The following is a 26,520-nucleotide window of genomic DNA, read 5'->3' on the forward strand; positions in this document are numbered from 1 at the left end:
GTAACGACCTCGCTTGCAGAGAGACTGATGCATTTAATGACTAGATAAGTTGAACTAAAGATATTTACACAGACACTCCGATGACAGAATAACCTTTCAATCGCTGTTATCCCCAGATTTTTTGATTTTATTTTTCATAAGGGGAAAATCCGGTGATAAAGGCGAACGCTTCGCTTTTACAGGTTTTTTCTGTCCTCTCCGTTTCAGTGTAAATGATCTGTTCAACTTATATAGTCTGCCGCACCACTCTTTAAAAAAGCAAGGTCTATAGGTTTTATTCGCATAGATAAAGAACATATATGGTTACTCGTTGGTAGTCGTTGGTTTACCTTTCAGCCAGCCATCTTGATGCATCTTTGGCGTAATACGTAATAATCATATCTGCCCCGGCACGTTTCATGCTGAGTAAGATTTCCATAGCCACCTTTTTCTCATCGATCCATCCTTGAATCGCGGCCGCCTTCACCATTGCATACTCTCCGCTTACATTGTAAGCTACGAGCGGAAGATCAAACTGATCCTTAATCGTGCGCATAATATCGAGGTAGGATAATGATGGTTTGACCATCAGCATGTCCGCCCCCTCCAGCACATCGGTCTCCGCTTCGCGCAACGCTTCCCGCGCGTTTGCCGGGTCCATCTGATAGGATTTCCGGTCACCGAATTGCGGTGTAGAATCTGCTGCCTCACGGAATGGGCCATAGAATGCTGAAGCGTATTTGACGGAATAAGACATAATCGGAATATGATTAAATCCGTTCTCATCCAAACCCGCACGAATGGCCTGTACAAATCCATCCATCATATTCGAAGGTGCGATAATATCTGCGCCTGCCTTGGCTTGCGATACTGCCGTTTTCATCAGCAACTCCAAGGACTCGTCATTCAGAACATCGCCGCAGATATGTCCATCAATCTCCGTAGTATGAACCATGCCGCAGTGGCCATGATCGGTGAACTCACATAGACATGTGTCTGCAATCACCAGCAATTCGGGATACCAGGATTTGATCAATCTCGTTGCTTCCTGCACAATGCCATCCTCTGCAAAACCGGATGAACCCACACTGTCTTTTGTTTCCGGAATGCCGAACAGCAGTACAGCCGGAATGCCAAGTTCTGCAATTTCTTTGACTTCTTCCTGCAGACGGTCAAGCGAGAAGCGAAATACACCCGGCATTGATGTAATCTCGGACTTTACGTTTTCACCATATGTGACATAGATCGGTTGAATAAAATCATCTACAGTCAAGTGTGCTTCTCTCACCATGTTGCGAATGCCTGCCGATTGACGTAAACGGCGATGTCGTACGATTGGAAAACCCATCTACCCTATACCTCCTAAAATTTCATATTGTAAAAAGGGAAGCGCGCTGGTTCTTCTCGAATTCAGCACGCTTCACATATTCAGCCGAAGCTAGTCCATCTTAATTGTTGACAGCACTGACACTGCCCGCACGTTTCCACTCACATAAAACATCGATCAGGCTAGTCATTGTAGCTTCCTTCGCCATCAAAGTGACCTCCAGCCCGGCAGCCTCTGCAGTCTCTGCAGTAACCGGACCAATACACGCAACCTCTACTCCCTTAAGCAACGGCAATGGATCTTCCACACCCATTCGTTTCAGCATCTTCATGAAGTTCTTCACAGTAGATGAACTGGTGAAGGTCACCGCATGAATACCGCCCTCTTCAAGCAGTTTGAGTAATTCGTCATCGTCCTCGCCTGCAAGAATGGTGTCATAGATAATCGCCTCGGTAACGTGCAGCCCTCGTTCTCTCAATTGCTCCGGCAACCACGACCGTGCGAGATCCCCGTGTGGAATCAGCACGTTCTGTCCTGCCTTCAACTCGCTTTCAAACGCTTCAAGCATGCCTTCCGCTTGAAAAGGCCCTTTGACAACTTCAGGTGCAATACCGTGCTTGCGCAATGCTTCTGCCGTAGATGGCCCTACAGCTGCAATTCTTGCCTGATGAAGCGAGCGAATGTCCTTGCCTTCGTTTTCCAAATGACGGAAGAAAAACTCCACGCCATTGACACTTGTGAAAAAGACCCAATCAAACGTATTTAACGCATGCAGTGCATCTTTGACACTCTGTTTGGAAGAGTCGCTGGATGGCATAACCGTCTCAATGACCGGGAACTCATAGGGTTCACCACCGAGCTCTTCAATGCGATTCACCAGTTCGCTCGCCTGACTGCGGGCACGGGTAACCAGAATTCGTTTGCCAAACAGCGGTAGCACCTCTGCCCATTTCAATTGCTCCCGCTGGTTGACCACATCTCCAACGACGATGACAGCTGGTGGCTGAAAATTCGCCGCAATGACTTTGGCTTCGATATCTTCCAGCGTCCCCGTGATGGTATCCTGTTCTGCCCGCGTTCCCCAACGCACAAGCGCCACCGGTGTGCTGGCCGGACGGCCATGACGAATGAGTTGCTCGCTAATATAGCCAATCTTGGCAACCCCCATCATAAACACCAGTGTGCCCGTAGCGTTTGTGACTTTATCCCAATGAATGCTGCGATCCAGCTTGTCCGGGCTTTCATGTCCGGTAATGATCGAGATGGAGGAAGCATAATCCCGGTGTGTCACCGGAATACCTGCGTAAGCCGGCACGCTGATTGCAGCGGTTACTCCAGGTACGATCTCAAACGGAATGCCGTTTTTATGCAGCAACTCCGCTTCTTCCCCTACCCGTCCGAATATGGTCGGATCTCCACCTTTCAAACGTACAACCACTTTGCCTTCAAGCGCCAGATCCACGAGCAGCTGGTTAATCTCTTCCTGTTTCATCGTATGTCGATCCGGTCGTTTCCCCACATAAATTTTGACTGCACCGGGTTTCATCAGTTTCAACAATCGTGGACTCGCGAGTCGATCATAAACCACGGCGTCAGCTTTGCCTATGCTCTCCCAACCTTTTACCGTAATCAGCCTTGCATCTCCAGGACCCGCGCCTACCAAAAAGACTTTCCCCGCCATGCCTTCATCCCCTAACTTCTGCCAGTATCTGTTCAGCCCCGCGATCAATTAATCTCCAAGCCACTTCTTCTCCCAGGCGAACCGGATCTTTACCGCTCAATGTTTCCTTCAAAATCAGTCTGCCATCCGGCATCCCAACCATTCCCGTTAATTGTAACTTGTTTTCACGGTTCAGGGAATCATCTTCCGGCACCCACACCGCATGTGCACCAATCGGTACCTGACACCCCCCGTTTAACACGCTCAGGAACCGACGCTCTGCCATGACTGGCGCAGCGGTTGCAGGATCGTTGTAGAGAGTGAGCAGATGTAGCAATTCTTCATCATTCTCACGGCACTCAATGCCTAGAGCTCCTTGGCCCACAGCCGGAAGGCAGGCTTCCTCAGACAGATACTCCGTAATCCGATCCTGCCAGCCCATTCGATACAAACCTGCTGCAGCCAAAATGATAGCCTCCAGTCCCTCGGTTTCAAGCTTTCGCAAACGTGAGTCGATATTGCCGCGAATCGATTCCAGCTGAAGATCAGGTCGGTACGCCTTCAACTGACTGGATCTGCGCAGACTGCTTGTTCCAACCCGTGCACCCTCTGGCAGTTGATCGAGCGTAAGCCCTCCGCGTGAAACTAGAGCATCCCGCGAATCTGCTCGACGGGGAACTGCACCGTTCACCAGTCCTTCGGGAAGCTCGGAAGGCATGTCCTTCATGCTGTGAACAGCCATATCGATGGTGCGATCCAGCATCGCCTGTTCAATCTCTTTAACAAACAAACCTTTACCACCCACTTTGGATAACGTTACATCCAGAATGAGATCTCCCTTTGTCACGATCTTATGTACCTCAAAGTCAAAAGCTAAACCTTCCCGCTCACAAATATCACGTAAATCCTGAATCACATATCCGGTCTGGGTTAGTGCCAAGGCACTTTGTCTGCTGCCCACTTTAATTGTACGCATATCTACATTTCCTCCTGATTACGGGATATCCAGTTCCCGATTTTTTCTTCGCTCCACCACTGAAACTGACCCGTGCGGATCGTATCCAAAATGTCCATTTCCGTTAGGCGGCGCAGTAGCGTACTTCTTACAGCTGGAGGCAATCCGCGAGATTTGATCTCCATTCTCATCTGATATAAAAAATCAAGATACGTCTCGTATTCATCTCCAAACTGTTGTTCAAGCAAAGCACGAATCTCGGCCGCCGCCGCAGGTCCTGCACCGGCAGTGGAGATGGCAATGCTTAACCGACCTCGCCTCACCACACTCGGCGTAATAAAACGGCTATTACCGGAAGACATCGCATCGTTCACCAGTATTGCCCCAGCTTCAGCTTCTTGAACTACGGCATGGTTAACTTGCAGATCGTCCGTTGCTGCATATACGAGAAAGGCCCCCCGCAAATCTCCATTGCGGTAGGACCGGGCTATCCACTCGATTCGGGATTCCTGATGCAATTGTTCGAGAGTGGGCGTAAGCATAGGGCTGATGACCGTAATTCGGGCCTCAGTCTGCAACAATCCTCTTACTTTACGCTCAGCAACACGTCCTCCACCGATCACGAGAACAGATTTGTCTGAAGTATTTACATAAATCGGCGTGTAATGTTCCATATCCTCACTCTCCCGTCCAGCGATGAAACGCTGAATACGCATTGGATAAAAAGCTCATGATGACAAGCGCATATCCAATCAATGTCCATCTGGACATGATCATCATCGAAAATTGCTTTCTTCTCTTGACTACGAAATAACCAACATAGATGGCAATCGCGAGACCCGTTGCAATCACCTTCAGATCGAGCAACAGATGCCACCGTCGTTCCGCAACGATGGACAATACAGCCAGCACAACCGATACTCCAAGAAGCGGAGTGCCAATCAATGTGGCACCATCCATATATTTTCCAATGACCTCCAGGCTGGGTAAACGCCGTACCGTATCATTCCATTTTTTGTTTTTCAACTTATGGTGCAAGAACAGGTACAACAACGCAAACACCGAAGCAACCGTTAAAGCCGCAAAGCCCAGATTAGCCAGTGTAATGTGCATAATCAACAAACCGTGAACTGTCTGCCAATTGTGCAACGAGATTTCGCCGGCAGTAAACCACAACCGGTTCAGAACCGTTACCGAGAATCCAACGATGTTGAGTAGCAGGATAACAAATTCTGAGCGTTGAACCCGTGTCATAATCAATGACATCAGCACAATACTGAAAGAAAAAATAAACAAAAAATCAAATGTAGTATAGATCGGGAAGTGACCTTCAGCCCACATTCGCATGATAACATGGGTCACTTGCAGGCCCCAAACAACAACAAGAAACCCTGTGCCTGTCCGCTTCGCCCCCGCATTGCGTCGAATGCAGTCCGAGAAATAGAACAGTAGGCTCAGGGCATACATATAAATTAAAGCTTCATAGACTTGTTCAGCAAGGGTCAAGCTGCCCACCTGCCTTATACGCCTGCCGGGACATAAGCCGGCACGGGGTCTTGCCGGTTTTCGTTCAGGTGAATCGCTGGTTTGCCCAGAGCTGTTGCATCACTCTGATTCACTTTTTCTGCAGCCATTTCGACTGCATCCTCCAGCGCGAAAATCTGCGTAAACATGCGCAACGCTTCATCACCTTGCTTCGTACCTGCCATTTCCTTGATCCGATTGATCGGATCGGTTGTCATTTGATTGACAATGCTTTTGGTCAAACGACGAATGACTTTACGCTGATGCTCATCCAGCTCTGGAAGCTTGTTAAACAAACTATCCATCGTTTCTTCATGAATAGATACGCCCTTCTCCTGCAACGCCCGAATAACTGGGCGAACGCCAAGCGTTTTGAGCCACTGGTAATAATCCTCCATCTCGAGTTCAATCATTCTCTCAATCTTCGCAGCTTCCACCTTACGCATCTCCAGATTGCTCTCCACAATGCCCTCCAGATCATCAATATCGTAGAGGAATACGTTAGAGATTTCGCCAATTGCCGGATCAATATCACGTGGTACGGCAATATCAATCAGGAACAGCGGACGTGCTTGCCGGCGCTTCATGCTCTCCCGGACAACACCTGCATCGAGAATATAACGTTCTGCTCCTGTAGAGCTGATGACGATGTCTACTTCACCCAATCTCGTGATGGCCTGCTCCATCGTACACGGCGTCCCCCGGAATTTGCTGGCTAGCTCCTCCGCTCTGGCGAGAGTCCGGTTGGCTACGATAACTTCAGATGCACCGTTGGCATACAGATGTTTTACGGTAAGTTCACTCATTTTGCCGGCACCCAAAATAAGCACCTTCTTGTCTGTGAACATACCAAAAATCCGCTTGCCCAGTTCAACTGCAGCATAGCTGACAGAAACGGCACTCTCCCCGATGGAAGTCTCCGAATGTGCCCGCTTGCCCAAGGTAACTGCCTGTTTAAACAATTGGTTAAACCAAGTTCCGGTTGCTTTCTCTTCCTGCGCTTTGAAAAAAGCCTGTTTCACTTGGCCGAGAATCTGAGTCTCTCCAATGACCATCGAATCCAGTCCGCAAATGACCCGGAACAGATGGCGCATGGCTTGATCATCCTCGTATATATATAAGTGTTGCGTAAATTCTTCCCGTGGAACGTTAAACCATTGCTCCATGAATGTTCGAATAAAATAACCGCACATGTGAAGACGGTCGACCACAACGTACAATTCCGTACGATTACAAGTGGCTACGATTACACCTTCCAATACACTCTTGGTCAGCTTGAGCTGCTGCAGCGCTTCAGACAAGTCCTTTTCTGCAAATGTGAATCGTTCTCTGACCTCTACAGGCGCCGTGCGATAATTCAAACCAACAACAACGATGTGCATTGCAAGTTCACCTGCCTAATAAATTTCCAATCAAAGTGCTTACTGTATATCTCTATCCAGTTCAGATTGACATAGTTAATTATATCACACATCAAGTCCATCACTCGCCCATTTTTATGAAATGTTTATGAAATCAACATGATGATTATCATATGCATTGTGATATATTGTAGTGTCTCACCAATGTACACCGTTATTCGTTATATGGAACGAATAGTGAATATTTGAGAAAACGGGGATTTCTGCAAACCTGTTCAAGACTGCTTATAACAAATAGTCATGGAATCATTCCATGACTATCTAGGTGCGGGAAACACGATGAGTTTTCAAATATTATAGGTTAGTAGTTGTCATCCCCAGCTGTTTGAACAGTTTGTTCAGTCTCGTGATCGGACTCTTCTTCAACTGGTGCATATTTGTCTACGCGGGCGTGGCGGGTAATAATATCCCACAGTTCTTCCTTGCCCAGACCTTCCTCGGATGAAAAAGGCACAAACAAGTCGCCTGATCGAAGGCCCAGTGCTTCCTTGATAACTTTAATGTGCTTGGCTCTGCGTGTCTTGGGAATCTTGTCCATCTTCGTAGCCACAACGACCAATGGCAGACCATGATGGCGCAGCCATTCATTCATCATTTTGTCATCCTTGGATGGCTCATGTCTCATGTCCACCATCTGCATGACAAGCTTCAATTCATCCCGTTGTAGCAGGTACTTTTCCATCATTTTACCCCAGGCAAAACGTTGCTCTTTGGATACTTTGGCGTACCCGTAACCCGGAAAATCGACGAAATACAGATCCTGATTGATCTTATAATAGTTCAGTTGCTGGGTTTTACCCGGAGTTGAACTTGTGCGTGCCAGATTTTTGCGATTGATCAAACGGTTGATCAGTGATGACTTGCCCACATTGGAGCGTCCCGCCAGGGCAATCTCCGGCAGGCCGTCATCTGGATATTGTTCAGGCCGAACGGCACTAATTATAAATTCAGATTGATTGACTTTCAAATTGCATCTTTCCTCTCTTGAACTCCTGTCTTGCAAGCATAACATTTCCACATTTTCATCCCGTATTATGCCATCATTCCTTCTATCATATCAAAAAAAACCTCTCCTGTACCCAAAAAAACAACTTTTGTACCCGAAAAACATCAGATTATCACGAAAAAAACCGTTCCAGCGGACGCCGAAGCCCCCGCCGAACGGTCTACTCTCCATTTAATCTTTGCGGATACGTGTCGGTTACAGATGAATGCCTGCCTGTTCCACAAGAGCATGCTGCAACACCTGATCCATATGAGCTACGGGCACAAATTCCACATCTTCCTTGATGCTATCCGGTATGTCGCGCAGATCTCTTTCGTTATCCTTAGGTAACAATATTTTTTTGTAACCCGCACGGTGGGCTGCAAGTGATTTTTCTTTCAAGCCGCCGATCGGCAACACCCGTCCGCGTAATGTAATTTCACCTGTCATAGCAATGTCTTTCGACACATGTTTATTCGTCAGAGCTGAGATCAAGGCCGTTGCCATCGTAATACCGGCTGATGGGCCGTCTTTAGGGATGGCACCTTCCGGGACGTGGATGTGAATGTCGTTCTTCTCATGAAAATCAGACGCAATGCCAAGCTGCGCTGCTTTCGAACGTGTATAACTGAAAGCTGCCTGAGCCGATTCTTTCATGACGTCTCCCAGCTTACCCGTAAGCGTCAGCTTGCCTGTTCCCGGCACCACCGTTACTTCGATCACAAGCGTGTCTCCGCCTACCTCAGTCCATGCCAGCCCGGTCACCGTACCAATCTGATCTTCCAGCTCCGCCATGCCGTAGCGGAATTTGCCCGGACCGAGATAGTCCTTAACATCATCCGGTGAGATGACAATCTGGCCCTCTGTACCGGATACGATATTTTTAGCCGCCTTCCGGCAAAGTGATGCCATTTGCTGTTCCAAATTCCTTACACCTGATTCACGCGTATACTCACGAATCACTTTTAGCAAGCTGTCCTCTGGCACTTCCAGTTGGTCTTCTTCGAGACCGTGATCCTTCTTCTGTTTGGGTAGCAAATAGTTTTTGGATATTTGCAGCTTCTCCAGCTCGGTGTAACCCGGAATATTCAGCATTTCCATACGATCTAATAATGGACGCGGAATGTTGTGCACCGTGTTCGCAGTAGTTATGAACATAACGTTAGATAAGTCAAAAGGCAACTCCACAAAGTGATCACTAAACGTATTGTTCTGCTCCGGATCTAACACTTCCAGCAATGCAGACGAAGGATCTCCGCGGAAATCGGAAGCCATTTTGTCGATCTCATCCAGCAAAAATACAGGGTTAAGCGATCCTGCTGTTTTCATCCCCTGAATGATACGTCCAGGCATCGCACCTACGTAGGTACGGCGGTGTCCACGAATCTCTGCTTCATCGCGCACCCCGCCGAGAGAGATACGCACAAATTCCCGACCAAGTGATCTTGCGATCGAACGGGCCAGAGAGGTTTTACCTACCCCCGGAGGGCCAACTAGGCAAAGAATCGGACCTTTGAGTTTTTTGACAAGTTTCTGCACGGCCAGATACTCCAATACACGTTCCTTGGGCTTCTCCAGACCGTAATGGTCGGCGTTTAACACATCTTCAGCCTTTTGGATATCCAGATCATCATCCGTCACCTGGCTCCAAGGTAACGCAAGTAGCCAATCCACATAGTTGCGGATGACACCACCCTCGGCAGAGCTTGCAGGCATTTTCTCCAGTCGATCAATTTCCTTCTCGACCTTCTCTTTCACCTTGTCCGGCAGGCCCAGACTTTCCATCTGATTACGAAGTTCTTCCACTTCGCCCGCACGGCCCTCTTTTTCACCGAGTTCCTTCTGAATCGCCTTCATCTGCTCACGCAAATAGTACTCTTTCTGGGTTTTCTCCATCTGTTTCTTCACCCGCTGGCTGATCTTACGTTCAAGCTCCAGCACTTCACGCTCATTATTCAGGATGTCCAGCAGTTTCTCCAGACGTTCCCGCACGTCGATGGTCTCCAGAATTTCCTGTTTGTCTTTGATTTTCAAAGACAAGTGGCTTGTAATAACGTCCGCAAGACGCCCCGGTTCTTCAATGTCTGACACGGCAGCCAGTGTCTCGGGGGTTACTTTTTTGGACAGATTGATATAATTCTCGAACTGGTTCAGAACGGTACGCATAAGGGCATCTGTCTCGGGATGAGCGTTCTCTTCCTCAGGCAGTTCTAGCGCCAGCACCTCGTAATATTCTTCGTTGTCCGTATATTCAATAATTTCAGCCCGTTCCAAGCCTTCCACAAGTACTCGGATCGTTCCGTTGGGCAGCTTCAACATCTGTCTTACCTTAGCTACGGTTCCAATGCGGAAAATATCCTCTCGTGTAGGTTCCTCAATATTTACCTCGGCTTGGGAACATAGGAGAATCAAATGTTCTTCTACCATCGCTTTTTCTAAAGCCTTGACCGATTTCTCCCGGCCCACATCGAGATGCAGCACCATACTCGGGTAGACGAGAAGTCCTCTTAAAGGCAGTAAAGGAAAACGACGACCTTTCGCTTTGCTCGGTCCCATCGCTTTCGCACCTCCAATGGCTCTCAGGTTGTAGTCATTCATTATTCTATCAAATGTTCACATAAAAAACCAATGAAGGGAAGCGCTTAGCAGCTTCCCGAATCTGTAACTCGCCCTGGACGAGGTGACTCTGCCCGTAAAAAAGAGGCGGATGCCGGAGGAAAGATCTCCGGTTTAGGTAACGCCGTCTCTTCTGCAACTACCTGCTGTTCCACTTGTTGCGCCCCCGGATCCGAGCCAAAGACTTCACGGAATACATCCTGAACCGTATCTACAGGGATCACCCGCAAGCCATCCAGATTATCAAAAATGGACTGCCAATTCTCCGCCGGTATAATGACCGTCTTCGCCCCAGCCTGGAAAGCCGCCTCCACCTTCGCCAGCACACCGCCAATCGGTTTAACCCGGCCATGGATACTAATCTCGCCCGTCATGGCAATCTCGTGGTCTACAGGGCGTCCTTGAATGGCTGAAGCGATTGCTGTAGCCATGGCAATTCCGGCCGATGGACCATCAATCGGCGTGCCTCCCGGAAAATTCACATGTAAATCATAATCACTCGTGCGGATGCCCATCGCTTTCAAGACAGTTAACACATTTTCAACCGAGCCTTTAGCCATACTTTTCCGCCGAAGTGTACGGGAACCGCCTCCAATCTCTTCCTCATCCACGACACCTGTGATGTTGATGCGGCCCTGGTCTTTCAGTGCAGGAACCGCTGACACCTCAATCTCCAAAATGGTACCCATATTCGGTCCGTAAACAGCGAGCCCATTGACAAACCCGACCTGCGGCTGTGAAGGAACCTTACGATCCGGCCTTGGCTGGATCTGACTGCTCCCGGCAACCCACTCGACATCAGAAGCCTGAAGCGTCTCACGCTTTTCAGTGAGTGCAAGTCCAGCGGCTAGTTGAATGATATTGACCGCTTCACGCCCATTGGTCGCATATCGCTTGACCACATCAACGGCATCCGGGCATGGACTGAACCCGATTTTCTGTACCGCATCTTCCGCAATCTTTCCAATCTCCTCCGGTAACAATGGACGGAAATAGACCTCCATACACCGTGAACGTAAGGCAGGAGGGAGCTCATGCGGGGAACGTGTCGTCGCTCCAACCAGACGAAAATCGGCAGGCAGCCCATTCTGGAAAATATCGTGGATATAAGCAGGAGTATGCGTGTCTTCCGAGTTATAGTACGCACTTTCCAAAAAGACCTTGCGGTCCTCCAGCACTTTGAGCAGCTTATTCATCTGAATCGAATGTAATTCTCCAATTTCATCAATGAAGAGCATACCGCCATGCGCTTTGGTCACCGCACCCGGCTTCGGTTGAGGAATGCCGGCCACGCCCATGGCTCCCGCTCCCTGATAGATCGGATCATGAACGGAACCAATGAGTGGGTCCGCAATGCCTCGCTCATCAAAACGAGCCGTTGTGGCATCCAGCTCGGTAAATTTAGCATCGGCTTTGAAGGGAGAGGTCGGGTTTTTCTTCGCCTCTTCCAGCACGACCCTTGCGGCAGCCGTTTTCCCTACTCCCGGCGGGCCATATATGATCACATGTTGCGGATTGGCACTACATAAGGCAGCCTTCAGCGCGCGCAGTCCGTCTTTTTGCCCAACAATATCGTTAATGGTCGCTGGACGCGTCTTCTCCGCCAGCGGCTTCGTCAGTGATATTGAACGCAGCTTGCGAAGCTTCTCCAATTCTTTCCGTGATTCACGCTCAACCGCAGTTCGGTTCGTTTTCTGGCCTCGAAGCAAGTTCCAGAAGTATAATCCGATCACCACGCCAAAAAATAACTGTATCAACATGAATACCATGCCAAACTCACCCATATCTCAACATCCTCCTGTTCTGTCCTTCTTCTCATCTGTAATCATGCTAATACTTGGTAGTATAGCCTTTTCGACGAGACGTAAACGGAACAAGACGAATTTGTGCTTGAGAATTTGTTCATGAGCATGCAAAAAGCCCGCCACGTATGGCAGGCTTTCACATTTCAGCTATTTAAACGTATCACTATCGCTTGGATGATAGGAACCATTTCTTCTTGGGTACACTTGTACAAAAAAAATTAGTGCGAACGCCCGGGGATAACCCCTGTTTCTTCATACGCTTCAACGATTTTGTCGATTTCTTTTTTCAATTCCTCTACCATGATCTCTTCCGGCACTTTACGGATCATTTTACCATGACGGAATAAAAGACCTTCTCCACGGGCACCGGCAATGCCAATATCCGCTTCTTTGGCTTCGCCTGGACCATTAACGGCACAACCCAGTACAGATACTTTAATCGGCACCTTAAGCTTGGAGATATACTCTTCCACTTCGTTGGCGATCGAGAAGAGATCAATATCCAGACGCCCGCAAGTTGGGCAAGAGATCAGTGTAGCCGCATTGGAGATGAGTCCAAAGGTTTTGAGCAGATCGCGCGCCACTTTAATCTCTTCTACCGGATCGGCACTAAGCGAGATACGCATCGTTGAACCAATCCCCATAGAGAGCAGTGCGCCCATACCCGCGGAACTTTTAATCGTGCCTGAGAAGAGAGTTCCTGCCTCGGTAATACCGAGGTGTAACGGATAAGGAATAATCTGAGCTGCCTTCGTATAAGCTTCAATAGCCATCGGTACGTCCGACGCTTTAAGTGAAACGATGATATCGTGGAAATCCAGCTCTTCCAAAATGCCTATGTGGAATAACGCACTTTCGACCATGGCATCCGCAGTAGGATAGCCATACTTTTCAAGCAGATGATTCTCTAGTGAACCCGCGTTTACCCCGATTCGAATCGGAATCCCCTTTTCCTTGCACGCTTTGACAACCTCTTCGACTTTAGCACGTTTACCGATATTGCCTGGATTGATCCGAACTTTATCAATGCCATTCTCGATAGCCAGCAAAGCCAGCTTGTAGTTAAAATGGATGTCAGCCACGAGCGGGATGTGAATCCGTTTCTTGATTTCCTTAATCGCTGCAGCAGCTTCTTCATTATTCACCGTTACACGTACCACTTGGCATCCGGCTTCTTCCAATCGCAAAATCTCTGCAACTGTCGCTTCAACGTCTGCTGTTTTGGTCGTACACATACTTTGAATAATAACTTCGTTACTACCACCAATGGTCAAGTTCCCTACTTTTACGGGACGGGTGTCCTGTCTTAAATACATGAGTGATTTCTCTCCCCACAACGTCAAAGCTCCACTCTGACAAAAGACCATATATACGCCTTCTGCCCAAGTGGAGAACTGACAAGTCTATATTTCAAAGCTCAGCTGAAAGAATGTCAATTAAGCACTCTCTTCCTGCTTATCGTCCTTTGATTGGCCAAGTTCAGGCACAACTTTTTTCTCAACAACTTCTTCCGTAATGACACAGCTGGTCACGTCTTCACGTGAAGGTACTTCATACATGATTTCCAGCATGATGCCTTCAATGATTGCACGCAAGCCACGTGCACCTGTGTTACGCTTGATTGCTTCTTTGGCAATAGCCAGCAATGCACCCGGTTCAAACACCAGATTGACATTGTCCAGCTCAAGCAGTTTTTGGTACTGCTTCGTCAGCGCATTTTTCGGTTCGGACAGAATCCGCACCAACGTATCTTCATCCAGTGGCTCCAACGTAGAGATGACTGGCAGACGGCCTACGAATTCCGGAATCAAACCGAATTTCAGCAAGTCTTCTGGCAATACCATACCGAGGTATTCACCCGGTTTCAGATCTTTTTGCTCCGTAGCGGCGTTAAAGCCAATGACTTTTTTACCGATCCGGCGTTTGATCATTTGCTCCAGGCCATCAAAGGCACCACCACAGATGAACAAGATGTTGGTTGTATCAATTTGAATGAACTCTTGATGTGGATGCTTGCGACCACCTTGTGGCGGAACTGAAGCAACTGTACCTTCAAGAATTTTCAGCAAAGCTTGCTGAACACCTTCACCGGATACGTCACGAGTAATGGACGGGTTCTCCGATTTACGTGCCACTTTATCAATTTCATCAATATAGATAATGCCGCGTTCTGCTTTTTCTACATCATAGTCAGCCGCTTGGATCAGCTTAAGCAGAATGTTCTCGACATCCTCACCCACGTATCCCGCTTCTGTCAGTGAAGTTGCATCCGCAATAGCAAAAGGAACGTTCAGAATCTTCGCCATCGTTTGGGCAAGCAACGTTTTACCGGAACCCGTAGGTCCTAACAACAAAATGTTACTCTTCGACAGTTCTACGTCTTCAATCTTGCTTTGTGTATTGATCCGTTTGTAGTGGTTGTACACAGCTACAGACAATGATTTTTTCGCTTGTTCCTGACCAATAACATATTGATCAAGAATATCACGGATTTCTTTTGGTTTCGGAATATCTTTCAGGTCTACTTCTTCATCATGACCGAGTTCTTCCTCTACAATTTCGGTGCAAAGTTCAATACATTCATCACAGATGTATACGCCTGGTCCAGCGACCAGCTTGCGAACTTGCTCCTGAGATTTACCGCAAAAAGAGCATTTCAGTTGCCCTTTCTCATCGTTAAATTTAAACATGAAACCACCCCTTTAGGAATTGATCGGTCTGCTGAGCACCTGGTCAATAATGCCGTACGTTTTCGCTTCTTCCGCACTCATGAAAAAGTCACGGTCTGTGTCCCGCTCAATTTTATCAAGGGGCTGACCTGTACGATCAACATATATTTGATTCAGTTTCTGACGAGTTTTAATGATCCATTCTGCGTGAATTTTGATGTCTGCAGCCTGTCCTTGAACGCCGCCAAGCGGCTGGTGAATCATCACTTCGCTGTTCGTAAGCGCATATCTTTTGCCCGGAGCGCCTGCGGTCAGCAATAAAGAGCCCATGCTTGCTGCCATACCTACGCAAATGGTCGATACATCCGGCTTGATAAATTGCATCGTATCGTATATACCCATCCCTGCCGTAACAGAACCACCAGGTGAATTAATATACAAGCTGATATCCTTCTCAGGATCGTCGGCTGCCAAAAATAAAAGCTGAGCTATGACAAGATTGGCTACATCGTCATCAATCGCACTGGTCAGAAAAATAATGCGATCCTTCAGCAAACGTGAATATATATCGTAAGAACGCTCGCCTCGATTGGTTTGTTCAACAACCATTGGCACCAGACTCATGAGACCAACCTCTTTTCTACATGTAATTAGACATAGGCTGACTGTAAAGCAAACCCAAAATCATTTTAACATGTTCCTTTGACAATGTCATTTTTCAGAAAACACGTGATCTTAGGGATGTTTACGATGTAGCCTGATCATATTTAACCATGTTTTCTATGTATGTGCAAATTACATCGATCCTATGCCGTCTTGGTATTTTTTTATTTCCATCCAAGAATAAAGGTTTGAAATCAACGGAAAATGGGCACCTTGCAATAAAATGAATGAAAATCCATATCAACACTCATTTTTCTATAAAATGGATGTCGCAATTTAAAAATAAGGCACGCAATGACTCACGTGCCTTATCGTTTATATAGCTGTCAAAATCACACAGCTTGTCTTATTTTTCGTCAGCTTCTGCAGCAGCTTCTTCGGCTGGAGCTTCAACTGGCTCAACAACTTTACTGTTCTCAACGAGAACTTCGATTGTTTTGCGCAATTTAACTTCATCACGAAGACTCTCCAGGGAACCGTTACCTTCGAGGATGCCACGGATCTCTTCAGCAGGACGCTTGTAAGATTCAGCCATTTTCTCGAGTTCCTGGTTCACTTCTTCATCGGAAACTTCGATGTTTTCCGCTTTACCTACTGCTTCAAGCACCAGATTGTTGCGAACACGTTTCGAAGCATCGTCTTGCATTTGTGCTCTCAAGTCAGCTTGAGTCTGACCGGAGAAGCTCATGAACATTTCAAGGTTCATGCCTTGGCTACGAAGACGGTTGTCGAAATCGCGCATCATGTTCTGTACTTCACTGTCAACCATTGCAGCAGGGATGTCCACTTCAGCGTTTTCAGCTACTTTTTCTACAACTGCGTTTTCCTGAGCAGCTTTGAATTCGTCTGCTTTACGGGATTCCAGTTGTGTTTTGAGGTCAGCTTTGTACTCTTCCAGAGTATCAAATTCGCTAACATCTTTAGCAAACTCATCATCCAGTTCTGGAAGTTGTTTGCGTTTGATTTCATGGACTTTCACTTTGAATACGGCTTGTTTGCCAGCCAGCTCCGTTGCATGGTAGCTCTCTGGGAAAGTCACTTCTACGTCTTTGAAGTCTCCAGTGGACAGACCCACTACTTGCTCTTCAAATCCTGGAATAAATGTGTTGGAACCCAGTTCCAAGGAGTAACGCTCAGCTTGTCCACCTTCGAAAGGTACACCATCAACAGAACCGTCGAAGTCAATTACAGCAACATCGCCGTTCGCTGCAGCACCTTCGTCAACTACAACAAGTTCAGCATGACGCTGTTGCAAACGCTCCAGCTCTTCTGCAACTTCAGCATCCGTTACTTCACCTTTAGCTACAGCAACTTCGATTCCTTTATAGTCACCCAGGGTAACTTCTGGTTTCACAGTTACTTTCGCTTTAAATTTGAAGGATTGTCCTTTACCGAATTGCTCGATGTCCACATCAGGACGATCTACCGGGAAGATATCCGTTTGATCAATCGCTTCTGTGTAAGCTTCTGGAAGCAAAATGTCGATTGCTTCTTGATAAAGGCTTTCCACTCCGAAACGAGCTTCGAAGATCGGACGCGGCACTTTACCTTTACGGAATCCAGGTACGTTTGCTTGTTTTACTACTTTATTAAAAGCTTTGTCGAGTGCTTCCGTTACGCGCTCTGCACCGACTTCAACCTCAAGAACCCCAAGGTTCTTCTCTATCTTTTCCCAAGTTGCTTTCATTGTATACTTTCCCCTCCAAAATTCACATGTTCACGTAGGCGATCACGCACAAAATAACCATTTTAGTATAAACAAGTTTACATTCTTTTTCAAGGGGAATCCCTTGATACGGTTTAAGGTAAACGTTTCCGTCTCTTAATGACCGTCCAAACCGGCGGAAACAAACTGTTTCATAGAGCGATACGCCTGCTCCAGTCGAAACCTCATTGCACCTGTCACAGCGTACATCGAGCGTGTGTTTTCCTCATCGTGTGATCCTCCCAGACTGTCTGCAACCGTCATATGTAGCGCAGCCGCCCAAATGTCTGCCATAGCATCATTTTGCTCGAGCATGGACTGGTAATCCCGTGTTCCATAGACCGCCATAACATATTGTATCCACAGTTCCTGGGCAAAATAAAAGAGCGTAGGTTCATGAACCTCCGTCTGGTCTGCCACCCGTTCCAGAATCTGCACAATCTGAAGTGGAAATTCTTCCGGTTTAAGTGGAACGTTAGCGATATCAATCTCTACTTCTTCGTCACCTCTAGTGAAATGAATGATGTCTTGCACCCCTCGACGACGCAGGGTTTGCATGACTCTGAATTGTAATAAAGGATGAAGCACCTTCGTTTGCAGCCACCCGATCAATTCTTCATCCACTTTCGGAACGTCCAAAAATGCGAGTTGTTCGAGAGCCAGCATCGTCTGTTCAGATAGTGGGCCTTCCATAACCGTCCCGAGCAACTTGTCTGCGTAACCATCATCCTGAGCAAGTTTCGACCTGGCGTGTTGCCTTGCCATCTCTTCTTCGCTGATGTCTTCTTCTTCTTCTCGAATGGTCTGCATTTCTGATTCTTCATATTGAGGGAAAGCAGCCTGCAACCACTCCAGCAACGCTCTCCATTCGTCATAGTGACGTTCTTCCTGTCCTTGGCATTGCAACAAAAAGCGAAGCAAGTCCATTGCTTCACCGTAACGTTCATTTTCAAGCATAACCGTCAACTGTATCTGGTAGTAGTCCAACGTTTTTGGAAACAACACAATTTTGTTGTTGTGCTCGGTTTCCGGGGTTGTGGATTCCTTGATAGGGGCACCTCCTCTGTTCCTGAATCTCCAGCCCAAATCGACCGTGAATAGATATATATCAAGGAAATATGGATCTATTTTCTGAGTTCTTCTGATATTCTAACATAACCTTAATTAGAAAGAAAAAAACGTTGCGGCCGCCAAATATCATATATGAAAACAAGCTTAAAATAAAACATTTGATATATTTTTTCACGTATGATATAATCATTTTTGCTTGAAAAATTTCCATGTCTCAGTAGCTCAGCAGGATAGAGCAACGGCCTTCTAAGCCGTCGGTCGGGGGTTCGAATCCCTCCTGGGACGTCTAAAAAGAAGCTTCCTTCGGGAAGCTTTTTTGCGTACAGGGGATGAGAACCTCGGGTGGTTCGTCGGAGCATACGCATCGATAGCATTCGCTTCGCAGTCTCGACTGGAAGGAGAGTATCCCTCCTGGGACGTCAAAGAAAAAGCTTCCTTCGGGAAGCTTTTTTTTGCGTACAGGGGATGAGAACCTCGGGCGGGTTCGTAGGGACGTCAGGTTCGTGTAGCCTTGTTTGCTAAGGTATACGCTTCGTCAACTCTTACCTCATGGCTCTGACTTTTGAAAGCAAACTGTTTCTGAGAGCTAATAAGCCATTTCACAATAAATCGAAACCTCGCCAGCGTGCTAAAAATTCTAACGATCACCATGGAGCTTATTTGCGCCTTTTTCACCGTTTTGAAATTCTAATGATCACCACAGACCTTATTTTATCGATTTTGTAGTTTTTTTGTACTTTTTCATGCGGATTTAACGAAATAGCGTTCCTGAGGATCGTTAGAATTCAAGAAGGCTTTCTTTCCTCCAAATAAGGTTTCTCGTGATCGTTAGAATTAAGTAACTATATTGAGACAATTTGCGATTTTCCCATGATACATTTGAGCAACTCCCCATTATCCATCTTTCGACACCTTCGTTAGTAGTATCTCATTTTCTTGCTCAATCCTTACGATTTCACTCCAACTCCATCACAGTTTACTCTAGTCATGTTAGGGGACAGTCCGCGCTAAGCACTTCACAAAATACTAAAATCTCCCACATGACTTAATTCAACTAGTAATATTAATGTAAAACTATCACAAAGAGCAGACCGACCATTTGTTAAGTTTTACTCTCCATTGCCCGATATGACACACAATGTTATGCTTGCTCAATGAACATTGTACCAATCCATACATATCAACTTCCTTTAGAAGCGAAGTTGTACTTTGTTTGGTTTAATACCTTGCTTTAAATATATATTCAGAAACAGGAGATTAATGATGTCCTCACCTACACAACAACAGCATTCCGTCCCTTCCGGGAAGGAACAACAGTCTGAACAAACATCTCAAAAATTCGGCCTGTTACTTACTGGAATTATTGTTATCGCCGCTACGATGCGGTCGCCCATTACAGCCACTGGTCCCGTCGTGGACTTAATTCGTTCAGATACCGGTATCGGACATACGATGGCTGGATTGCTAACGTCACTGCCTTTGATCGCTTTTGCAGCTGTCTCCCCTTTTGCTCCGCGCCTTGCCAAACGTTTTGGGCTGGAGACTGCCCTCCTGCTTGCTGTCATTATTGTTACCAGCGGAGTTACCTTGCGGCTACTCCCTTCCGTTCTGGCTCTATATGCAGGAACAGCGCTTCTGGGATGCGGTATCGCCCTTAGCAATGTACTCCTGCCCAGTCTGATTAAACGTGATTTCCCGTTACGAGTCGGCATTGTCACCGGGCTGTATTCCGTTTCGATGAATATGTTCGCCTCCATCTCTTCGGGTATTAGCGTGCCCGTGGCAGAAGCCTCCTCGCTTGGTTGGCGGGCTTCATTAGGGGTATGGGCCATTCTATCCCTACTGGCTGTCTTTCTATGGCTCCCGCAGGCACGGAGAGGGCGCAAACAGATGCTCTATATCACTTCCCAGAGCGAGAACGCACCCACACGTTTACGAGCTTCTTCTCTTGCTTGGTTCGTGACGTTGTTCATGGGCATTCAGTCGTTAATCTTCTATACCACGATAACTTGGCTTCCCGAGATTCTTGCGGATCAAGGTTTTAGCGCTGCCTCAGCTGGCTGGATGTTGTCTCTGATGCAAATGGTTAGTGTACCTGCTACCTTTGTCGTGCCGATTCTGGCTGGAAAAACACGGGATCAACGGCTTCTTACCACCTTAACGTGTTTATGCCTCATCATCGGATATGCGTTACTATTCAGCGATGCTCCTGTTCTCGTCACCATCGGGGTTGCGCTAGCCGGGATTGGTGCCGGGGCCTCCTTTGGTCTGGTCACGATGTTTTTCGTCCTTCGCACGCGTCATGCGCGAGAGGCAGCAAGTCTTTCGGGAATGGCTCAATCCTTTGGGTACATGCTTGCGGCGGGAGGTCCTTTACTGTTTGGTTTAATGCATGACTGGACCCGTGGATGGTCTCTCCCCCTGCTCGTACAGGTTCTTCTTGCGATCGGACTGCTTATGACAGGCCTTCAGGCGAGCAAAGACCGAACCGTTTCTTAGTTTTATAAAAAAAGTCCACCAGGAGATCGGATATCTATCCTTCCCTGCAAGCAAATACAAGAAAAAGGCCTCCTCCTGTACGCTTAACAGGAGGAGGCCTTTTCTCATAACTTGATGTCGTCTTGGTCACTCGCTATGCCGGGACGGACGAGGGCTTTACTTTTCTAAACAATATGCTCTTACTGCCTTTACTTCACCTTCACCGTAATGGTATTGGTGGTTGTCACCCCGGCAGCGTTAACCAATTCAGCACGATACGTATACGTACCCGATGCTTTTCCTTTCACTGCGGTTATCGCAAATTGAGGCAGTGGTGTTGTCGCTTTGAGTGACTGTGTATCAATTAACTCATCATTCTCATAGAGACGATACTCGGTTGCGTTTGTTCCCCACCACAAGTTCATCATCACTTTGTAGTTCCCGTCCACATCCCAGTTATCATGGGAGAGCACCGCTTTGCCAGGCAATGCATCGGTTACCCGCACCGTCAGCGTCTGACTGCGCGTTACCCCCTTATCATTGGCCAACTCGGCGACATACGTGTAGGTGCCATTGCTTTTGCCTTTAATTTTCGTTTGAGCGAACTGTGCCCAAGGCGCGTTATAGGTCAATTTTTGCGAATCAACCAATACGCCATCCTCATACAGCTTGTAGCTCGTCGCGTTTTCACCCCACCACATGTTCATGGACACGGTATAATCGCCACCTAACAGACCGTTCACAAAGCCGTTATTGTGAGACAAAGTAGGTGTTCCAGGTGCTTTGGTAGCTGGTGATTCAGGCTCAGTCTCCGCGGATTCCACCGTAATGGCTGTGCTAGCTGTACCTGCCAGACCCTGCTCGTCTTTTACGGTAGTCTCTACAGTGTACGTTCCGCCTTCAACACCCTCCAACGCATATCGGAAGCTGCCATCCGCCTGAACATTAAACGTGCCTTCTTTTAACGTGGAGCCATCTTCCTTTTTCACGACATAGGATGCTTTCAGCGCTGTCGTCGGATCAAGCTGGATGCTCCAGCCTTTGGCCAGAGCAGGCGCAGCACGGAAATACAAGTCATCCACCGTACCGCTAATGGCAATAGCATCCTCCGCTTTGAAGTCTAATGATTGCGGAGCAGTTACTGCTGGAGCTGTCTTTTTAACCAAAAATGGAGGCGTATCTTCCTTATAGGTTTTGCCATCCGTACCGATGGTTGTAATATCTACGGTATACAAGCCATCTGCAAGTTCAGCGACTTCTTCCGTACTGTAATCGGAATACTGACCATCCCAGGCCAGCGTGTATCTGGCATTTGCGTTGAAGTTATAGTAATTACCAAAGATCGAGCCAATGTATCCATCTTGATAATAACCGCCCTCAGGATCAAGACCGTTATAGATTTCAATCAGTGCAAACGTCATTGGATTATGGAATTCCATTGCAACGTTCAACGTATCCAGCGAACCATCAGCCTTCAACGGATAATAGAAAGGATTTTTTGCAGTTCCTTTTACCGTTTCAATATATTTCACACCGCTTGAAGTCACATTAAAGTGAGCCACATATGGCACGGTAAACGTATTTGTTCCGTTCGAAATTTCGATGTAGCCTTGCGCCTCAGTTAGTGCAGTGACACCACGAGGAACCGTAACCGTTACAGCGAGTTCTTCTTCCCCATTCAAAGTGAATGAAGTTTTATCAACGGCAACAGTTACCCCAGGAACGGTACGAGTCGGATTTACATTCACCGTGTACTCGCCGCCACTTCCGTTCAAAGCCTGAACCTTGATCGTTTTGGTTACCGTTTTTGCTTCCGTACTTAAGAAGTTTCCGTAGTTAATGCTTCCTGTGATGTTTTCTTTCTCGACAACCGAGCCACTCTCGGTATACTGAGTCACATCCATGACTTTGACAAAAGCGGCCGGATCAATGGATTTCACTGCCTGAATGCGGCCTGCACCTTGATCAAACACGTCATATTTAGCAGTGTCCATGATTTTGGCATTATTCATCAAAGCAACTTTGACATCAAAAGGTGTCCAGTCCGGGTGCTTTTCAAGCAACAGTGCAGCCAGACCCGCTACATGCGGTGCAGCCATACTTGTTCCACTTTTGCGATCGTACGCTTGGACATAATCGGCTCCTGGCTCGTCTTTACCATAAGCAGGAATGGTGGATAAAATATTGGATCCAGGTGCAACAACATCCGGTTTGATATCCAACGTTACTTTTGCAGGCCCGCGGGAGCTGGAAGAACTCATCTCATCCCCAGGTGTTTGACTGCGCTCAAAATCACTAAAGCTTACTTCAACAGGTTGCCCCGCGTCTAGTTGAGCTTTAATGACTTCACCATCTTCCTTCGACATGCTCAGTGTCGGAATCAGGTCGAAGTTGTCACCAAGACTTACGCCAATCGGGCCAGGAATATTGTTATACACAATAACGGCCACGGATCCTGCAGCTTTGGCATTAGCGATTTTCTCAACAAAAGCAAGTTCCCCGCGTTGAATCAACGCCACTTTGCCGGTGAAATCTTTGCCTTCGAAATCAGCAGGTTTACCCAGAGCCGCAAATTGAACATCATACCGATCTGTCAAAACCGCTTCAGGATCAGCCGCAAGACTCCATCCCATCACATCCAGACGATATACAGATTCGGTGACAGCTAAAGGTGATTGCTCATTCGCTGGAGCTTCTGTTGCCGGAGCAGTCGTTTCGTCCGCTGCTTCATTGCCAGCATTGGTTGCTGGGGCCTCAGCTTGATCAGATTCAGGCTGTGCAGATGCAGCATCTCCCACTTCATCTCCCGATGTAGTCGCTTCCGCTTCACCTTCTGGTGCGGTTACCGGTGTAACGGCAGGTTCCTGCGTATCAGGTGCATTCCCCAATTCTGGAGTTTGCTCATTATCCGGAGCTGGCTGTTGCTCAGGTGCCGTTTCCCCACCTTCTTCACCGATCCAGAAATGCGTATTCGCCGTAATGACCTGACTAGGGCCTGTAGAGTTACCTACTGTAATTGCCATAGCCGAAGCGCCCGGTGAACCCAGGGTATAACGATTAGGGCCGCTGTTACCACTGGATACGACCGCAGTTACGCCAGACATCATCGCGTTGTTCAATGCAACCGAAGTGACATAACTCGGATCATTACCTTCAGCACCAAGTGACAGGTTGATGACATCCATTCCGTCCGCTACCGAGCGGTCAATTCCGCCGAGTACCCAGGACGTCTGTCCACTGCCATAAGGACCTAAAACACGGTAAGCATAAATATCCGCTTCAGGAGCAATCCCGACAACCCCATAGTCTCCCGCTTCACGAGCAGCGACCGTACCTGAAACGTGTGTACCGTGAGAAGTATAATAAGAGCTTCCTCTTTCATTAAGCTCAGGCTGGCCTGATGCTTTCCATTCCTGATAGGTCGCTTCATATGGATCATCATCGTTATCTACAAAATCCCATCCGCCTTTATAAGCGTCGCGTAGATTCGGGTGATTGTAGTCAATACCGGTATCAATAACGCCAACTTTTACTCCTTTTCCTTTATACCCAAGATCCCATACTTCAGGAGCACCGATAAAAGGAGCCGTATCTTTCATATGTGGATTAACTTCGCCGGTCTCGGGCGCAAGCTGTACTTCATAGTCAGGGTATACACTGACTACGCCTGGTATTTGAAGCAATTGTCCCAATTGGTTCCCCTTTATTTCAAGGGCTACACCATTAAGGGCGTATGCATAATTGTCCAGCACTTCGTGTTTGATTTTTTTCTGAGTGAGGCTATGTACAAATGACTGTTGTTGGTCCTCAACTTGAGTCACAGCCTTTGTTTCCATAGAGGAGGTAAATGATCTTCCTGAGAGGGTTGATTCGCCTTGAGCTACAGCAACAGGTTTGTTAGAAAGCTCAACAATGACTCGTGTGTTCTCTCCGCCAAGACCATTCAGGCTTTTATCCAAAACTGGATCGGCAGCAATTCGAGCTTCCCTATTGGCAAGCACTTCTCTCATTTGCTTTGCTTTGGTGCTGTTTAAAGTGTTATCCAGTTGAATTGCGGAATCCGCAGAAGCGGCTCCGGCCGCAGGCAGGATAAGGGAAAAAAACATAAGGACACTCATTAACATGGATATCAATCGTTTATTCAAGGCTATGCCCTCCTTCTTCGTGTAGATGCCTCACCTATGGGATTCTTGCTGCCAGAAGCACTGCAATACTTTCGACCAAGTTCACCGCCAATCTGCAAGATGTTTGACCCCTGGTAAATTATTCTACCAAAATATCACAAATTCCTTCTAAATACTTACATTATGCTATAGAAATTACTTATATGGGTCTTTGGTAGGGTGAATATTCGCATTTGTATATTTTTGTCGTTTGGATATTTAAATTTTAAATTTCAGGTTTCAAAACAAGCAAAAACCATGCTCTTCTCAACGAAAGAAAGACATGGTTTTTTATGATTTTCACCAATGTAAGAATGGGAGATAAACGTTCACGGGTAAGTGACTAAAATTCATATAACATCAAATTTAATTGATTCAATGTTTAATTTTCTGGCTTGAATGCCTCAATACGAATACGTTTGTAGTCGGCATAGATCGCATCGTTTTTCCACAGCTTAGGAATCACGATCTTGCTAATCTCCTGACACCATTCCTTCACCTGCTCAGAGCTGTAACCCTCAAAATAGTCATCTCCAAAATGAGCCAACCAGCCTATGATTCCTTCCTCCCCATCTGCTAGTTTGGTAGGGCGATCATAGTGATAGGCCTGTCGAACCACAAAACCTCGGTCTTCTAAAAGAGTGCTGTATTGTGCAATCGTCGGAAAATACCATGGATTACGCTTGGAAGCCTTGATTCCTGTATGCCGTTCCAATACTTCCTCCAGTGCGTTAACGATGATCTGCACATTCCCTTTACCGCCAAATTCAGCCACAAATCGTCCTCCAGGCTTCAGTGCATGCCACACACAGTCTACAACATTCCGAGGCTTTCGCATCCAGTGCAATGCAGCGTTAGAAAAGACCGCATCATATGGATGCTCTGTCTTGAACTCCTGACCATCCGCTTCCCAGAACTCCAATTCAGGAAATTTTCTCCTCGCTTGAGCAATCATATCTGAGGAAGCGTCTATGCCAGTCACCGCCACCCCGAACCGGGAAATCTCATGGGTTAAATCACCGGTTCCACAGCCAAGGTCAAGAATAGATTCTCCTTCTGTCGGACGAAGCCAGGGAATAAGACTTTTTCCATACTCCGATACAAAAGCCAATTGATTGTCATACTCTTGCGCCTGCCACTGATTAATTGATTTCATCTGCTTCACCGTCGCTTTCACTGTTGATATCCTCATTGTGGCACAAATCTACTTATTGATAAAATATATATAATCTATTTAACTTATAGGAAAAAACAATTAAACAACGGTATTGCAAGCAGAACCAAAGCTTAGCTCGATGTAGGAGAAATATGTACATATCATGCTTCATACCGCCCAACAAAGTGGGAAAAACAGTTGTAGCAATAGACCGCTGTTTAGCAACAAGTGTACGTAATGAAAACGGCACTGCCATTGTATTTTTTGTATTACGTGGATTGGGTAATGAGATGACCATTGATTTATGAATCAATTTTCCCGGCCCTCCATTTGTTGAGCTGAT

18 protein-coding genes and 1 tRNA gene are annotated in these 26,520 nt (G+C 47.0%); 2 read left to right on the forward strand and 17 right to left on the reverse strand.

Annotated elements, in window-relative coordinates; translation table 11 throughout:
• Positions 1 to 325: 325 nt before the first annotated feature.
• The 14 genes from hemB to Q9R46_RS27755 form a co-directional block, all read right to left on the reverse strand.
• Positions 326 to 1,327, reverse strand: coding sequence for a porphobilinogen synthase (hemB, locus tag Q9R46_RS27690; protein ID WP_311282514.1), 1,002 nt, complete (start codon positions 1,325 to 1,327; stop codon positions 326 to 328).
• Positions 1,328 to 1,427: 100 nt separating this feature from the next.
• Complete coding sequence (gene cobA / locus Q9R46_RS27695; protein ID WP_311282515.1) at positions 1,428 to 2,987, reverse strand: uroporphyrinogen-III C-methyltransferase; 1,560 nt, start codon at positions 2,985 to 2,987, stop codon at positions 1,428 to 1,430.
• Positions 2,988 to 2,991: 4 nt separating this feature from the next.
• Positions 2,992 to 3,942: a hydroxymethylbilane synthase gene (hemC, locus tag Q9R46_RS27700; RefSeq protein WP_311282516.1), complete on the reverse strand. Its 951-nt coding sequence runs from the start codon at positions 3,940 to 3,942 to the stop codon at positions 2,992 to 2,994.
• Between the two features lie 2 nt (positions 3,943 to 3,944).
• The gene (locus Q9R46_RS27705; RefSeq protein WP_311282517.1) at positions 3,945 to 4,595 is read right to left on the reverse strand and encodes a precorrin-2 dehydrogenase/sirohydrochlorin ferrochelatase family protein; all 651 of its coding nucleotides are present in this window, start codon (positions 4,593 to 4,595) and stop codon (positions 3,945 to 3,947) included.
• 4 nt (positions 4,596 to 4,599) lie between these two features.
• A complete protein-coding gene (gene ccsA / locus Q9R46_RS27710; protein WP_373323281.1) occupies positions 4,600 to 5,427 on the reverse strand; it encodes a cytochrome c biogenesis protein CcsA in 828 nt (275 codons plus the stop codon).
• Between the two features lie 14 nt (positions 5,428 to 5,441).
• On the reverse strand, positions 5,442 to 6,827 hold the full coding sequence (gene hemA, locus Q9R46_RS27715; RefSeq protein WP_145335325.1) for a glutamyl-tRNA reductase: 1,386 nt from the start codon (positions 6,825 to 6,827) through the stop codon (positions 5,442 to 5,444).
• Between the two features lie 340 nt (positions 6,828 to 7,167).
• Complete coding sequence (yihA, locus tag Q9R46_RS27720) at positions 7,168 to 7,833, reverse strand: ribosome biogenesis GTP-binding protein YihA/YsxC (protein ID WP_311282518.1); 666 nt, start codon at positions 7,831 to 7,833, stop codon at positions 7,168 to 7,170.
• 234 nt (positions 7,834 to 8,067) lie between these two features.
• Positions 8,068 to 10,407 carry an endopeptidase La gene (gene lon, locus Q9R46_RS27725; RefSeq protein ID WP_145335560.1) on the reverse strand — a complete coding sequence of 780 codons (2,340 nt, stop codon included), beginning with the start codon at positions 10,405 to 10,407 and terminating at the stop codon, positions 8,068 to 8,070.
• Positions 10,408 to 10,493: 86 nt separating this feature from the next.
• Positions 10,494 to 12,251 carry an ATP-dependent protease LonB gene (lonB, locus tag Q9R46_RS27730; protein WP_311282519.1) on the reverse strand — a complete coding sequence of 586 codons (1,758 nt, stop codon included), beginning with the start codon at positions 12,249 to 12,251 and terminating at the stop codon, positions 10,494 to 10,496.
• Between the two features lie 239 nt (positions 12,252 to 12,490).
• Positions 12,491 to 13,588 carry a flavodoxin-dependent (E)-4-hydroxy-3-methylbut-2-enyl-diphosphate synthase gene (gene ispG / locus Q9R46_RS27735; RefSeq protein WP_123064570.1) on the reverse strand — a complete coding sequence of 366 codons (1,098 nt, stop codon included), beginning with the start codon at positions 13,586 to 13,588 and terminating at the stop codon, positions 12,491 to 12,493.
• 120 nt (positions 13,589 to 13,708) lie between these two features.
• Complete coding sequence (gene clpX, locus Q9R46_RS27740) at positions 13,709 to 14,962, reverse strand: ATP-dependent protease ATP-binding subunit ClpX (protein ID WP_090919142.1); 1,254 nt, start codon at positions 14,960 to 14,962, stop codon at positions 13,709 to 13,711.
• A 12-nt stretch (positions 14,963 to 14,974) separates the two neighbouring features.
• Positions 14,975 to 15,565 carry an ATP-dependent Clp endopeptidase proteolytic subunit ClpP gene (gene clpP / locus Q9R46_RS27745; RefSeq protein ID WP_090919143.1) on the reverse strand — a complete coding sequence of 197 codons (591 nt, stop codon included), beginning with the start codon at positions 15,563 to 15,565 and terminating at the stop codon, positions 14,975 to 14,977.
• Between the two features lie 385 nt (positions 15,566 to 15,950).
• A complete protein-coding gene (gene tig / locus Q9R46_RS27750) occupies positions 15,951 to 17,291 on the reverse strand; it encodes a trigger factor (RefSeq protein ID WP_145335329.1) in 1,341 nt (446 codons plus the stop codon).
• A gap of 135 nt (positions 17,292 to 17,426) precedes the next feature.
• On the reverse strand, positions 17,427 to 18,314 hold the full coding sequence (locus tag Q9R46_RS27755; RefSeq protein WP_397386428.1) for a hypothetical protein: 888 nt from the start codon (positions 18,312 to 18,314) through the stop codon (positions 17,427 to 17,429).
• Between the two features lie 277 nt (positions 18,315 to 18,591).
• Between Q9R46_RS27755 and Q9R46_RS27760 the strand changes: the two genes are divergently transcribed.
• Together Q9R46_RS27760 and Q9R46_RS27765 are read left to right on the forward strand one after the other, a co-directional pair.
• Positions 18,592 to 18,665 (forward strand) — tRNA-Arg (locus tag Q9R46_RS27760).
• 978 nt (positions 18,666 to 19,643) lie between these two features.
• Positions 19,644 to 20,879, forward strand: a complete 1,236-nt coding sequence (locus Q9R46_RS27765) for a CynX/NimT family MFS transporter (RefSeq protein ID WP_311282520.1) — start codon at positions 19,644 to 19,646, stop codon at positions 20,877 to 20,879.
• Between the two features lie 188 nt (positions 20,880 to 21,067).
• On the opposite strand, the gene Q9R46_RS27770 is transcribed toward Q9R46_RS27765, so the two are convergent.
• From Q9R46_RS27770 to Q9R46_RS27780, 3 genes are all read right to left on the reverse strand, one after another.
• Entirely contained in the window at positions 21,068 to 25,003 is a 3,936-nt protein-coding gene (locus Q9R46_RS27770) for a S8 family serine peptidase (protein ID WP_311282521.1), read from the reverse strand.
• Positions 25,004 to 25,403: 400 nt separating this feature from the next.
• Entirely contained in the window at positions 25,404 to 26,198 is a 795-nt protein-coding gene (locus tag Q9R46_RS27775; RefSeq protein ID WP_311282522.1) for a class I SAM-dependent methyltransferase, read from the reverse strand.
• Positions 26,199 to 26,229: 31 nt separating this feature from the next.
• Positions 26,230 to 26,520 (reverse strand): hypothetical protein (locus Q9R46_RS27780; protein WP_311282523.1); only part of this gene is annotated, 291 nt, incomplete at its 5' end.

This window comes from Paenibacillus sp. RRE4, assembly GCF_031844205.1.
GTDB lineage: Bacteria > Bacillota > Bacilli > Paenibacillales > Paenibacillaceae > Paenibacillus > Paenibacillus xylanexedens_B.

Bases quoted from the DNA above. Each gene is read 5' to 3' on its own strand.
- hemB (WP_311282514.1), bottom strand. From the start codon at position 1,327: ATGGGTTTTCCAATCGTACGACATCGCCGTTTACGTCAATCGGCAGGC.
- cobA (WP_311282515.1), bottom strand. From the start codon at position 2,987: ATGGCGGGGAAAGTCTTTTTGGTAGGCGCGGGTCCTGGAGATGCAAGG.
- hemC (WP_311282516.1), bottom strand. From the start codon at position 3,942: ATGCGTACAATTAAAGTGGGCAGCAGACAAAGTGCCTTGGCACTAACC.
- Q9R46_RS27705 (WP_311282517.1), bottom strand. From the start codon at position 4,595: ATGGAACATTACACGCCGATTTATGTAAATACTTCAGACAAATCTGTT.
- hemA (WP_145335325.1), bottom strand. From the start codon at position 6,827: ATGCACATCGTTGTTGTTGGTTTGAATTATCGCACGGCGCCTGTAGAG.
- lon (WP_145335560.1), bottom strand. From the start codon at position 10,407: ATGGGACCGAGCAAAGCGAAAGGTCGTCGTTTTCCTTTACTGCCTTTA.
- lonB (WP_311282519.1), bottom strand. From the start codon at position 12,251: ATGGGTGAGTTTGGCATGGTATTCATGTTGATACAGTTATTTTTTGGC.
- ispG (WP_123064570.1), bottom strand. From the start codon at position 13,588: ATGTATTTAAGACAGGACACCCGTCCCGTAAAAGTAGGGAACTTGACC.
- clpX (WP_090919142.1), bottom strand. From the start codon at position 14,962: ATGTTTAAATTTAACGATGAGAAAGGGCAACTGAAATGCTCTTTTTGC.
- clpP (WP_090919143.1), bottom strand. From the start codon at position 15,565: ATGAGTCTGGTGCCAATGGTTGTTGAACAAACCAATCGAGGCGAGCGT.
- tig (WP_145335329.1), bottom strand. From the start codon at position 17,291: ATGAAAGCAACTTGGGAAAAGATAGAGAAGAACCTTGGGGTTCTTGAG.
- Q9R46_RS27765 (WP_311282520.1), top strand. From the start codon at position 19,644: ATGTCCTCACCTACACAACAACAGCATTCCGTCCCTTCCGGGAAGGAA.